Source organism: Pseudomonas sp. OTU5201 (genome assembly GCF_038440135.1).
In the GTDB taxonomy this organism is placed as follows: domain Bacteria; phylum Pseudomonadota; class Gammaproteobacteria; order Pseudomonadales; family Pseudomonadaceae; genus Metapseudomonas; species Metapseudomonas resinovorans.
Map to the genome: position 1 here is coordinate 90,381 of NZ_JASATC010000013.1, position 12,821 is coordinate 103,201.

10 protein-coding genes are annotated in these 12,821 nt (G+C 62.2%); 4 read left to right on the forward strand and 6 right to left on the reverse strand.

What is annotated here, in order from left to right; all coding sequences use genetic code 11:
* Positions 1 to 54: 54 nt before the first annotated feature.
* Both AAHM40_RS10655 and AAHM40_RS10660 read right to left on the reverse strand, forming a co-directional pair.
* Positions 55 to 1,530, reverse strand: a complete 1,476-nt coding sequence (locus AAHM40_RS10655) for a hypothetical protein (protein WP_342244609.1) — start codon at positions 1,528 to 1,530, stop codon at positions 55 to 57.
* A 90-nt stretch (positions 1,531 to 1,620) separates the two neighbouring features.
* Positions 1,621 to 3,090 (reverse strand): aldehyde dehydrogenase family protein, encoded by a 1,470-nt coding sequence (locus AAHM40_RS10660; RefSeq protein ID WP_342244610.1) that lies wholly within the window; start codon positions 3,088 to 3,090, stop codon positions 1,621 to 1,623.
* Between the two features lie 105 nt (positions 3,091 to 3,195).
* On the opposite strand from AAHM40_RS10660, the gene AAHM40_RS10665 reads away from it, so the two are divergent.
* Positions 3,196 to 3,972 carry an enoyl-CoA hydratase-related protein gene (locus AAHM40_RS10665; RefSeq protein ID WP_342244611.1) on the forward strand — a complete coding sequence of 259 codons (777 nt, stop codon included), beginning with the start codon at positions 3,196 to 3,198 and terminating at the stop codon, positions 3,970 to 3,972.
* Between the two features lie 43 nt (positions 3,973 to 4,015).
* On the opposite strand, the gene AAHM40_RS10670 is transcribed toward AAHM40_RS10665, so the two are convergent.
* Positions 4,016 to 6,193, reverse strand: a complete 2,178-nt coding sequence (locus AAHM40_RS10670; protein WP_342244612.1) for an acyl-CoA dehydrogenase — start codon at positions 6,191 to 6,193, stop codon at positions 4,016 to 4,018.
* 177 nt (positions 6,194 to 6,370) lie between these two features.
* On the opposite strand from AAHM40_RS10670, the gene AAHM40_RS10675 reads away from it, so the two are divergent.
* Entirely contained in the window at positions 6,371 to 6,904 is a 534-nt protein-coding gene (locus AAHM40_RS10675) for a thioesterase family protein (RefSeq protein WP_342244613.1), read from the forward strand.
* 284 nt (positions 6,905 to 7,188) lie between these two features.
* Here AAHM40_RS10675 and AAHM40_RS10680 read toward each other — a convergent pair whose 3' ends face one another.
* From AAHM40_RS10680 to AAHM40_RS10690, 3 genes are all read right to left on the reverse strand, one after another.
* Complete coding sequence (locus tag AAHM40_RS10680) at positions 7,189 to 8,433, reverse strand: cytochrome P450 (RefSeq protein ID WP_342244614.1); 1,245 nt, start codon at positions 8,431 to 8,433, stop codon at positions 7,189 to 7,191.
* A 130-nt stretch (positions 8,434 to 8,563) separates the two neighbouring features.
* A complete protein-coding gene (locus AAHM40_RS10685; RefSeq protein ID WP_342244615.1) occupies positions 8,564 to 9,775 on the reverse strand; it encodes a CaiB/BaiF CoA transferase family protein in 1,212 nt (403 codons plus the stop codon).
* 17 nt (positions 9,776 to 9,792) lie between these two features.
* Positions 9,793 to 10,179, reverse strand: a complete 387-nt coding sequence (locus tag AAHM40_RS10690) for a 2Fe-2S iron-sulfur cluster-binding protein (protein WP_342244616.1) — start codon at positions 10,177 to 10,179, stop codon at positions 9,793 to 9,795.
* A gap of 204 nt (positions 10,180 to 10,383) precedes the next feature.
* Here AAHM40_RS10690 and AAHM40_RS10695 point away from each other — a divergent pair, with 204 nt between their 5' ends.
* Both AAHM40_RS10695 and AAHM40_RS10700 read left to right on the forward strand, forming a co-directional pair.
* Positions 10,384 to 11,538, forward strand: a complete 1,155-nt coding sequence (locus tag AAHM40_RS10695) for an acyl-CoA dehydrogenase family protein (protein ID WP_342244617.1) — start codon at positions 10,384 to 10,386, stop codon at positions 11,536 to 11,538.
* A gap of 2 nt (positions 11,539 to 11,540) precedes the next feature.
* On the forward strand, positions 11,541 to 12,539 hold the full coding sequence (locus tag AAHM40_RS10700) for an acyl-CoA dehydrogenase family protein (RefSeq protein ID WP_342244618.1): 999 nt from the start codon (positions 11,541 to 11,543) through the stop codon (positions 12,537 to 12,539).
* Positions 12,540 to 12,821: the final 282 nt, after the last annotated feature.

Here is a 12,821-nt window from a genome sequence, read left to right on the forward strand (position 1 = left end):
ACGCGATTGAGCGCCCCATCAATGGGCACGCATCTGCGATTCTTTTAGTCCGGCTCAGAAGTGAAACCGTAGAAGTCCCTTTTCTTCGACCGTAACGTGGCCGCCGCGACCGATAGGGTCCTGGTCCAGCAGCACATTGATTGCTGCGTCATCGTCGCCCCGTACCAAAGCTACGACCCGCTCTCCATTGGGCGTACGCGCCACCACCGGTGCCTGGGATGGAGTCCCGTTACGATCGTAGACGATGGTGAAACTCTCGATTGTGGCGGCACCCTGATAGCTCTCCAACAAGCGCGGTTGCGGTCCTGCCGCAGCGTCCGCATCCGCCTGCACATTAAGCATCTGTGGCGCTTGTTTCGGTGGCGTATTGGCGAGCACGATGGCGGCGTGCTTGGTCACGAATTCGCCTTGGCCATAAATCAGAGCTCTCTGACCTTCACGATCCCGCAGTTCGCGAACGGCTGCGGCCAGTGCATGGGTCATGTAGTTGTTCGCCGGACCACCAAAGAAAGTCAGGCCTCCGGCCAGACTCAGTCGCTTTTCCAAAGGAAAACCGAGCGTACGTCGGGCCATTTTCGGTACGGTTGGGAAGCAACTGTAAAACTCCACCAGGTCAATCTCGGACGGCTCCAGCTCGGATTGCGCCAAGGTGCTATTCAGCACCGCATCCTGAGCCGTGCTGTGATCGAAGCGATCGCGTACCAGGAAGTCCTGTGGCTCATTGGCTCGGGCACCGCTCCAGATGTAGATGATCTGGTTAGGTGCGATTCCAGCAGCCCGCGCCCGTTCAAGACTGGTCACCAGTATCGCGCCCGCCTGGTTCACCAGAGGGTTGGCGACCATCAGCTTGCGATACGGATAGGCGATCATGCGGTTGCTGTCGCTGTTTTCCATGATCTGGTCGGCGCTATGAGGTTTGCCGAGCCAGGCGGCCGAGTTGCCGGAGGCCGCGTCCGCGTTCTGGCTCCAGATCTGTGCCGACTCCCGCTGGGCCTGTTCAAGGGTCTGGCCCCAGGCATGACGGGTGGCGTTCTCGTACAGTGGGTAGACCTGAGTGGGTTGCACCAGGCCATAACGCGCGGCGTGTGCTGTCACGAAGTCAAGGGCGGTCAGTTGCCTGGCATTCGGGTCCACGGGGCCCCAATTCAGAGGCATACCATCCTGGGCGGCCCGTGCACGCGTGCGCATGGCTTCCGCGCCGCACACGAGGGCAACCTGAGAAGTGCCGGCGGCGATTCGTTCTGCCACTTCACCGAGCAGGCGGACAGGTTTCTCCCCGCCGGCAACGCTTTCTTCAGCACGCGCAGGCGCGATTCCAAGATCATTCGCCAGCAGCTGTCCGATCTTGTCGTACTGGCAGCTCATGATCGCCACGACGTCGATCGAGTCGACCTGTTGCAGTAGTCCAGGCGCTTCGGCTCCCGCGAGTCTTGCTGCTTCGGCCAGTAGTACACGGGGTTCGTGGAGGTTGTCGCGATCGATGCATTCACCGATGCCGACGATCACGGGTATGCGCTGCGGATCAATCATCCTGGCATTCCTTCTTGTTGTTGAGGGAGTGGGGCGTCTTGTACATGCGCAAAGGCGACCGCCAGCAGGAGAGCTAGCGGCCATCCGGCGTCAGAGCATCGTGTAAACGGACTTCGTCTCGAGGAACGGGGCGATACCTTCGAAGCCGGACTCGCGGCCCCATCCCGACTGTTTGAAGCCACCGAAGGGCATGGCTTTGTCGAGAATGCCGTAGCAATTGATCCAGACATTGCCGGCACGAATCAGCTTGGCGGCGCGGTGGGCGGTCGAGACGTTGCTGGTGTAGATGCCTGAGCCCAGGCCATAGGGCGTTGCATTGGCGAGTGCTTCGAGCTCTTCGAGTCCGTCGAAGGGCATCGCGGTCACCACCGGGCCGAAGATTTCTTCCTCGGCGATGCGGATGGCCTTGCGATCGCGGTTGGCAAATACGGTGGGGGTGACGAAGAAGCCCTTGTCGCCATGGCGCTGGCCGCCGCAAACCAGCTCGGCGCCTTCACCGATGCCACTTTCCACGTAGGACAGGACGCGCGCCATTTGCTGGGCAGAGACCAGCGGGCCCATCTGGGTCTGAGGATCCATGCCACTACCCAGGCGCATTGCGGCCCCCACTTTGGCAACGCCTTCGATCACCTTGTCGAAGATATTGCGCTGGATGTACAGGCGAGAGCCGGCAAAGCAGACCTGGCCGCTGTTGGCGAAGATGGCCATGGCCGCGCCGGTAATGGCTTTGTCCAGGTCGGCATCGTCGAAAATGAACAAGGGGGACTTGCCGCCCAGCTCGAGCGTGACGCGCTTGAGGTTGCTGTCGGCCGATGCGTGCACCAGCTTCTTGCCCACGGCGGTCGAACCGGTGAACGTCAGCTTGTCGATATCAGGGTGATCGGACATCGCCTGGCCGGCTACGTGGCCATAGCCGTTGACGATGTTGATCAGCCCCTTCGGGAACAACTTCCACTCGTCCAGCAGCTCACCCAGGCGCACTGCAGACAGCGGGGTCTGTTCCGCCGGCTTGCAGACGATGCTGCAGCCCGCGGCGATGGCTGGGGCGATCTTGTTGATGAGCACGCCCAGCGGGGCATTCCACGGCGTGATGGAACCCACCACTCCCACGGGTTCCGATTGGGTGTAGGCATGCATTTCCCGGCCATTTCCAGAGATCTCGGCGGTCTGGCCATGGAGCTTGGTAACCATACCCGCGTAATAGCGCATGCCATTCACCAGGCTGGAAACCGTTGCTTTGGCGAACATCAGGGGCATGCCGTTATCACGGACTTCCAGCTCTGCGAGTTCGTCGCTATGGGCGGCAATTCGATCTGCGAAGGTCCAGATGGTGTTGGCCCGGTCGTGGGCGCTCAGTTGACGCCAAGAGCGAGAGTCGAAGCAGTCACGCGCCGCCTGGACTGCCAGGTTGATGTCTTCAGAAGTACCCGCCGCCACCTCGCCGATTCGTTCTCCATTGGCCGGATCGACGACCTCGATCGCTTCGGCGCCGGTGGAGGCCACGAATTCGCCGCCAATGTAGTGCCGACGGCTTCGATCGGCTTGTGCGTGATTTGACATTGCAACCTCCTATCTAACGTAGTTAACTACATGCACTTATTAAACCATAGTGATATAGCGAAGGGCTGGCAAGCCATATCGCGTGTCGAGAACAGGAGGTGGTCGATGGACGAGGTTCTGCAGGTTTCGCGAGTGGGGGAGCACGTGCTGCTGGTGAAGATCAACCGGCCGGAAAAGCGCAACGCCATCAATGGCGCTATCGCCCAGGGAATTGGGCAGGCCGTCAAGACGGCGGAGGAGGACCCGCAGATCCGTGCGGTGGTGTTGTCTTCGACGGGGGACCAATGCTTCTGTGCGGGCGCGGACCTAGCAGAAGTAGCGGCGGGCAACCATGCAGCCTTGTTGACCGAGGAGGGCGGGTTCGCCGGTATCATCGAGGCGCGTCGCACCAAGCCCTGGATCGTCGCAGTCGATGCTCCGGCCTTTGGCGGTGGTTTGGAAATCTGCCTTGCCTGCGACCTGCTGGTCGCCAGTGAGCGCGCCAGCTTCGGTCTGCCCGAGGTCAAACGCGGCATCTATGCCGGTGCTGGTGGGGTATTCCGTCTGCCCCGCCGCATACCGCCGGCAATAGCTTATGAAATGCTCGTGATCGGTGACTCGATTTCCTCGAAGCGTGCCTACGAACTGGGGTTGGTGAACCGCCTGGCGGCTGCAGGCGAAGCCGAGGTCGAAGCTCTGAGGATGGCCGCGCAGATTGCTGAGGGAGCACCTATCGCCGTTCAGCAGAGCCTGAGGGTGGCCAAGCTCGCGGGTGAACCGGATGAAACGGAGCTATTCGCGGCGATGCGCGAAGCCGGCAGGATCGTACGTGAAAGCGCCGATGCCAAGGAGGGTACGCGCGCCTTCCTCGAGCGTCGGAAACCGGTCTGGACTGGCCGCTGAACCAGAGCCTGGGAGCAGCAAGGCGCCGCTCCCAGGCTGACCATCAGCGTGGAAGACCGAGGCCGCGCTGGGCAATCAGCGTACGCTGAATCTCCGCGGTGCCGCCGCCGATGACCGCCATGATGGAGGCGCGCACATGCTGTTCGATGGCGCCGGCGATGGGAGCCACCGAGCTTTCCTCCGAAAGGGTCGCGCTGATACCGAACAGTTCCAGGGCGGTTTCCCCCAGGCGTTCGGCGAAGTCTCCAGTGAACAACTTGCTGATGGCGCCTTCCAGCAGAGCCGGAACCCCTTTCTGCAACAGCTGAACGGAACGCATTGCTAGTAACCGTGCGGCTTGCAGGTCAGCGGCCAATGCACCCAGGCGATCCAGGACAATGGGGTCGCCACTTCGATCCCGCAACGCGCCGGAGATGCTTTCCAGAAGGCCTTTTAGGCGTGCGACGCTGCCGCCCATGAGCACACGCTCCGACGACAGGGCCGACGTGAGCACTTCCCAGCCACCATTGAGTTCACCCACCAGGTTGCTCGCCGGCACCCGGACTTCATCATAGAACACCGTCGAGAACGTCCGACCGTAGAGGGCCATGCCGGGATTGATATCAACCCCCGGAGCGTCGCTCGGCACGATGAACAGGCTGATACCCGCATGCTTGGGTTTTGCGTCGGGATCGGTGCGGGCGGCGAGAAACACATGGGTGGCCGTTTCAGCCAGGGTCGTCCAGAGCTTCTGGCCAGTGATCACGTACTCGTCTCCATCCCTAACCGCACGTGTACGCAATGAGGCGAGGTCAGATCCTGCTTGCGGCTCGCTGTATCCGAGGCAGAAACGCGCCTCGCCGCTGGCGATCAGCGGAAGGAATTGGTCCTGGAGGTACTGGGAACCGAATTTGATCAAGGCCGGAGCAATCAGCCAACTGCCTGCCTGGGATAGAGCTACCGGCGCTCCAGAACCATGTATCTCCTCGACGAATGCCAGTTGTTCCAGCGGCGAAAGCCCCAGTCCGCCGTGGGACTTAGGCCAGTTCACAGTGAGCCAACCTTGCTTGCCCAATTCTTGGATGAAGGCGGGATCCGAATCGCGCTCGGCAAACGGGCGCCGATGAGCAGCCTCACGTGCTTCGGTATTCCAGTGTTGCCCCAGCCACGCGCGAACGTCTCCGCGCAAGCGTTCAGTGTCGGGGTTGCTTTGCAGCGGCGGCAGATGCCTGTCATCCAGCAGATGCTTTCCAAGGCGTAGGCGGGCTGCCGGGGCGCCCCCGAGGCGAAGCATATCGGCGTGGATACGGCGGAAGTGCCGCGGTAGTTCATGCTCCTCTGCATAACCGATGGCGCCAAACGCGTGATGCAGCTCCAATGCAACTTTACGAAGTCCGGGGCTGGCCAGGGCGAGGAGGGCGGCTGTCTCGAAGGTTCCTTCGCCTGCCTCGAGAGCGCTTGCACTGTTCTCCGTCATTAGCTCGCAGACATCCAGGGTTACCGCACAGTCTGCCAGTTTGTGCTGGATTGCCTGAAAGCGCCCGATGGGCTGACCGAACTGTTCACGTAGCTTCGCGTAGTCAACGGCCAGCTCCAGGCCCCGGCGAGCGGCACCACTGGCGCGCGCGCAGAGCATCAGGCGGGCGAGCATTACCGCCGACTCAGCGGAGGCGGGGCTAAGTGGAATGGTGCGACAGGTAACACCATTCAGTGTCACACGAACCAGCGCAGGCACTGAGAAGCCTGGCGTGGTTTCCGCACTAAGGCCGGTGGCCTGCTTGTCGATCAGTGCCGCCTGTTGCCCATCGTCAGTCAATGCCAACAGGTGAGTGGCCGTGGACCAATCTTCGATCCCGGAAAGCGAGCCGCTGGCGGCTCCAGCCGCTATGCGCAGGGACCCTGCCTGGCTGTCCCCGTCGAACGCGCCAAAGGCGACGGCTACGCGCATGGCGCCCGACGCGACGGCATCCGCGTCGTCGCCGCTCAGTACCATCCCGGCTATCGCCGCTCCCAGCAACGGAACGGGAGCGGCGGCCCTACCGCATTCATTCGCCGTCATGGCGAGCTCATGGGGAGAGAGCATTGCGGCAATGCCGTTCTCGCAGAGCTCGTTCCAGAGATTGATCAGATGGTCCGGCGATTCGCTCTTTGTCACTGCGTCCGCCGTGGGCCAGATACGGCCAAGGATCGTTCTCAGGGCCTGGCGAAGCTCTTGGCGCTCTTCGAAAGTCGTCTGCGTCATGGTTTGGCTCTTGTTGTTCTCGAGAGGTGATAGGGCCGCGCTCTGCGTGCAGGTGCGGTTGTACAGGCATAAAGTAAACCTAGATTACTTAGTATGCTATCTTTTGTGGCCGGTACCATCAATTCCGCGGAGACGCAATGGAGCCGGTTGACTGAGCGTGTTCAATGAGGAGATGGCATGAGTAGCGAACAAGTGTTGGTTCCACCGCTGCCGAAGGTGTTGCCCATCGAGTCGATGGAGGCGGTGGTGGGCGAGGAGTTCATCGATCTGAACGGTCACATGGGCGCGGCAAATTACTACCTGGTCTTTCAACAGGCATTGCCTGCGCTGTTCCGTCCATTGGGCTTCGGTGCGCCGTATCGGCAGCGGGGTTTAACCATCTTCCAGCGGGAGGCGCACATCTCGTATGAGCGCGAGCTGCGCCTGGGTGATCCCATCTCGATCAGAAGCTGGCTGGTCGGCTACGACGAACGCGGCCTCCACCACTACCACGAAATGCGCAAGGGGGAGGGCGGGCCCCTGGTCGCAACCATCGAGTACCTCACCGTGAACGTCGATCTGGCGACTCGGCGCTCGGCACCCTTTCCCCATGATGTGAGAGCACGTCTCGAGACCCTGGTCGAGGCGTTCAGAGCGATCGAGCGACCGGGACAAATGGGACGCAGCATTGCGCTTCGACTCCGGAAGATGTCATCCCCGGCGACTTCCTGAACACTCAGGTGCGGAGGCGCTCGGCCTCGCGCACCAGCGTGTCCCTAAGCACTGCGAACTTCCAGTCAACGTGATCGCTGTCCTGGGACGGTGCCGCAGCAGAGCTCCGGTATGGTCAACAACGTGTCTCAGCTCTGGCTGAGCTGGAAAGTGGAAGCGCTCTGAACGAAGGACTCTGCCCGGCGAAGCCGGGCAGAGCAGGAGACGTCAATGTGAGTGATGGCGTCGTCGCAAAAAAATGCCTCCTCTCCCGACGGGAGAGGAGGCACGCATTCAGCGGACGCTTACTGGGGGTTCCAGGACAGCCACAGTTCCGAGAGAACCAGCACCATGCTCGAGTTCTGTTGTGGCACGGTGCCGGGCTTGACCCAGAACTCGGGCATGCGCTTGAACCACTCTTCCAGCCAGACGAGCATTTCCTTCTTGGCGAGGATCGATCCCGGGCAGCGATGCGGACCATTGCCGAACGTGGCGTGGGGGATCGGTGCCGGCCGGTCGAAGTCGATCTTCATCGGGTTGGGTACAGTCGCATCGTCCAGGCCGTAGAGATAGCTGAACTGCTGGATCTGGTCACCTTCCTTGAGTTGCACGCCAAGGAAGTCCATGTCTCGGGTCACCAGCCGAGCGGTCAGCGAGACGCCGTGGCGGCGGATCAGCTCTTCGGCGGCGTTCGGGATGATCGACGGATCCTCGCGCAGGCGGCGCTGGAGCTCGGGGTCCTGTGCCAGCGACAGGCAGCAGAAGCCCATTAGATTCTTCACCGTGTCCAGTCCGCCGGACAGCAGCAGTGTGAGCATGCCAACGGCCACGTCGTGGGGGATCTGTTCGCCGTCCACCTTCGAGTTGAGGATCTTGGTGATCAGGTCGTCGCGCGGGTTCTTCTCGCGCTCGGAGACGGCATCTTCGATATAGGCCTTCAGCGCCATGCGCGCATGGTGGATCTTGGTGGGGTCCGGCGACCGTGCGATCTCGCTGGCGGGCGGCAGGAGGCGTTCACGGTCTTCGAGCGGAAGATCCATCATGGTCAGGAACACCACGATCGGCAGAACCGAAGTGAATTCCGAGACGAACTCACATTCGCCCTTGTCCTTGAAGCCCTCGATGAGATCGACGGCGAATTTGCGCACCATGTCCTCGGCCGCCTGTACCACCTTCGGTGAGAAGGCTGGCGAGATCAGGATGCGCCACTTGGCGTGCTCGGGCGGGTCCTTTTCCATCGGCGGCGCCGGGAACGGACGGGGGTTGTTCGGCACCAGGGCCGCGCGCATCGAGAAGCCGACGGCGTCATTTTGCACCGTCAGGATGTCCTCGCCGCGGGTGACCATCCAGTAGCCGCCATGCCGGGGTGTCCAGAAGATGCGTGGTTTCTCCTCCTGGATCTTCTTCCAGGCGGCATGGGGACTGTCCTTCGCACCCGGCAGGTTGAAGATGTCCACGTCGTAGACCAGCTCCGGCGGTACGTGCGCTGGTGGGTCTGTCAGCTCCGGGTAGGTTCGGTAGAGCTGTTTCTCTGGGGCTGCTGAAGTCATCTGGATACCTCGGTTGGTAATTGTTGTAGTAGGGGGCTATCCCGTTGCGGTGATGGTTCTGGTGGGGGCGCAATCGCACGCGCCGCAATAAGGTCTGCGGCAGCCCAGACGGGCTGCCGCATCGGGCGGTTCAGATCGCGCCGTTGGCTGACAGCGTCTCGATCTGCTCTTCGCTGTAACCGAGCACCTGGCCAAGTACTTGCCGCGTGTGCTGGCCGATGGTCGGTGGCGCCACGAAGGTGTCGACCGGCGTCTTCGACAGCCGCATCGGGCTCTTCACCAGCGGCACCTTGCCCACAGTGGGGTGGGGCACCTCGAAGAACAGCTCGCGGTGCTGTACCTGCGGGTCCTCGACCACTTCGTTGGCGCGGTAGATCGGTGCGACCACCACGCCCCTGGCGACCAGGTCGTCGAACAGTTCCCGGGTACCGCGCTGCTTGATCTTCTCTTCGAGGATCGACACCAGCAGGTCCTGGTTGATGACCCGGTCCTTGCGCACGGCAAAGCGCGGATCTTCCTTCAGCTCTTCCAGGCCAAGAGCGTCGCACAGCTTGCGGTAGTGCACTTCGGCGCCGGCCTGGATGTTCAGGTAACCGTCGGCGCACTCGAACACCTGTGCCGGGCACGAGCCAGGCGACTTGGTGCCGAGGCGCTCGGGAATCTTGCCCTCCAGGGTCCACTCGATGGTGCGCGGCGCCATGGCCGCGATGCCGACGTCGAGTAGCGCCAGGTCGATGTACTGGCCGCCACCGCCGGCATCGCGGTGGCGCAGCGCGGCGAGAATGGCGACGGTGGCATAGAGTCCGGTCATTTCATCGATGATGAATACCCCGACCCGCTGGGGGCCACCGTCGGGCTCGCCGGTGACCGCCATCATGCCGCTCATGCCCTGGAACGCCGCGTCGTAGCCGGGACGCTTGGCGTAAGGGCCGCTTTGGCCGAAACCGGTGATCGAGCAGTAGATCAGGTCGGGATTGACCTTCACCAGGCTGTCATAGTCCAGGCCGTAGCGCGCCAGGTCTCCGACCTTGTAGTTCTCGATCAGGACGTCGGACTCGGCCGCCAGCCTGCGGATGATCTCCTGGCCTTCCGGCGTGGTGATATCCACGGTGACGGATCGCTTGTTGCGGTTGGAACACAGGTAGTGACCGGACTCGGGGGTCTGCTGGCCGTTCTCATCCACGGCATAGGAGGGGCCGTAGCTGCGCATGTCGTCGCCGACGCCGGGACGCTCCACCTTGATCACGTCGGCGCCCAAGTCGCCCAGGGTCTGGCCGCACCAGGGGGCGGAGACGATCCGCCCCATTTCCAGTACGCGCAGGCCTGCGAGTGATTTGGACATCATCAACTCCTAGCTAATCAGTACTGAGATGCCGGGATGTGAATCACCAGGCCGTCCATGTCTTCGGAAACCACTACTTGGCAGGACAGCCGGCTATTGGGCCGGGCATCGACGGCGCACTCGACCATGACCAGCTCCTCATCGGACGGAGAGGGAAGGCGATCGGTCCATTCATCATCGACATAGCAGTGGCAGGTGGCGCAGCTCAGGCAGCCACCACATTCTGCGGTCAGGCCTTCGACGCCGTTGGCCAGTGCGGCTTTCATCAGCGAGTCGCCATTCTTTGCATCGACTTCGATGGTCTTGCCGGTGTGTTCAATGAAGGTAATTCGGGCCATTGCTGCCTGCTCCTCGCTTTCTTGTTGGGTCTCGGCGCCCCGCATGTTCGCGCCGAGGTTCTTCACGGTCTGACCTCACGGAGTTGTCGCCCATGAGGCTTGCGTGGTTAATAGTCAACTTATATACCTAAGTTTGTCAACTCGCAGCTTAGAGGGCTCCGGGCGTCTTCAATCGGCTACTTACGCTCTGTTCATGGACAGGCTAGGCAGGCAGGATGCTCGCACCTATACTAACTAGGTTAACTTATTTATCTACATGTCGGAGGTGCCATGAATTTCTACCCTGGCGAAGAGGAGAACCTGTACCGCGATCGCATGCGGGAGCTGGCCGACAGCTACGGCTGGACTGAGATGAAGGCACTGCGCGAGGAGATCGAGGGCCTGCACATCGAGCGTTACTCGATGACATTTCAGCGTCAGCTGGCCGAGCGTGGATTGATTGGTCTCACCTGGCCGAAGCCTTATGGGCAGGAGGCTCGAGTCGATCAACAGTTCCTCATGGCGGAAGAGTTGGAATGCCAGGGGTTCCCCGGCTATGGCCTGACGACCAATCAGCGGGGCGGCGGCATGCTGCTGCGTAGTGGTTCGGCGGAACAGATAGCCGAGCATCTGCCCCATGTGGTCGACGGCAGCTGGACGTATTGCCAGGGCCTCTCCGAGCCCGGCGCGGGAAGTGACCTGTTGTCGCTGAAAACCCGTGCCGTGCGCGACGGCGACCACTACGTGGTGAACGGCGCCAAGCTGTGGACCTCGTCCGCCCATGTATCCACCTGGTGCAGCCTGCTGGTCCGCACTGATCCCGAGCAGACCCGGCACCGTGGCCTGTCTCTCCTGCTAGTCGACCTCAAGTCGCCCGGGGTGACCATCCAGCCGGTCTGGGTGATGGGCGGCTGGCGGGTGAATGCGGTGTTCTACGACGACGTTCGAGTGCCCGCCACCAATCTGGTTGGCGACGAGAACCAGGGGTGGCGTGTGATCACCGGCAACCTGGATGAAGAGCGTGCCATGAGTTTCGGTGGTACCGAAACCCGCCTGCTGTGCGCCCGACTCATCCATCGACTGTCGGAGAAAGCGGACGAGCTGAGTGAAAATGATCTCACTACGCTTGGCCGATTCATCATGGACCTGGAAGCCGATCGGCTTCTCTATCTGCGCGTCGGCCTCTCGGCCGCCCGAGGTGAGGACACTTCTGGTACCGGTCCGATGAGCAAGGTACACGGATCCGAACTTGCCCAGCGCTTCATCGAGTGGGCCAGCGAGCTGCTCGGTCACCAGGCGCTCTATCCGGAAGGGGAGGACGTGCTTGCCGCGGATCTTGAACTGCAACTGCGCGTGGCAACCGTGCTGACCGTCATCGGCGGTACCAGTGAGGTACAGCGCAACATCATCGCCAACCGCCAACTCGATCTGCCGAGGAGTAACTGAGCATGCTGGATGAACGTTGGAGCAAAGAGGTCGAGGAGATCGGCGATACCCTGCGCAAGGTGCTAGCCAAACAGTGCAGTTCCGAGCAGATTCGTCAGGCGGAGGCTACTGGTACCGGGCTCTCGCCGGGCCTGGCCGAGGAGCTGTCCGCCTTTGGGCTAGACGACCTGCAGGCCGAACCCGAGCTCTTTGCCCGAATCGCGTATGAACTGGGTCGGGCGCTGGCACCGACCGACTATGTCGAGACCATCCCCGTGCTCGCGGTTACCGGAATTGCCGGTGTATCGGTCGGGTTCGATGGGCCGGTTCCGGCGTCCATCGGTCGAGTAGCAGTCAAGCGCCCGGATGGCGTCTATATCGAGACGCTCGTCGGGCAGCCCAGGCGCACCACCGCGGGCGACATCCTGGTTGAGCATCAAGCCGGAAGATCTCCGGGCGAGAAGCTGGGCAATAGCCAGTTGGCGGACCGAATCAGTCGCTATGCGTCGCTCATCGATGCCGCCCGGATGACTGGCGCGGGACAGGCCCTGCTGCAGTACGGGTTGGGGTACGCCCGTGAACGCGAACAGTTCGGCAAGATCATCGGCAGTTACCAGGGGGTGGCGAATCGTCTGGCCAACGCCGCGGTATTGCTGGACTCCGCCGAGCTGCTGGTACGCAAGGCGGCCTTCACCTCGGGCGCCGACGTCGGAGGCGACGGTGCGCCGTCGGCGGAGTTCGCCATCATGGCGCGGGCCAAGGCGGTAGACGCCGCTCGACTGGTGGCCACCACCGTCCACCAGGTCTTCGGTGGCAACGGCTTCGCCATGGAGTACGACGTACAGCTCTACAGTCGTCGCCTGCGTAGTTGGGCCAATCGTGGCCAGCGTTCCGGCAAGGAGCTGGCGGACCTGGCGCGTGCGATGCTCAATCCGACCCGTCGCGATGCGGTCCGCCTGCTCTGGCAGCACGACGTCGGGCTTCCGCTGCCGCGCTGGGCGCGTGAAGCGGATGCGCTCTGACCTGTGATGACCCGCCATGCCTAGCCACGCATCCTTGTCGAATGAGAGGGCCGACCTTGCCGTCGACTCTCATTCCATGGAGCCTCAGCCAATCCTGGCCCCAATCGCGCTGCGAAGGGTGAGTGGCGTTTTTGTCACGCGTGGCCGCTACCATCGGCTCCGCGTGGCCTGCCACTTTCTTGTGGCATGGTTGATGATGATCGTCATCTCGCTTGGCGGGGAACGGGGTCTGGCGGCGAGAGACGGCCATTTCCAGTCATCCCCGCAGCGCGCCGCATGCTG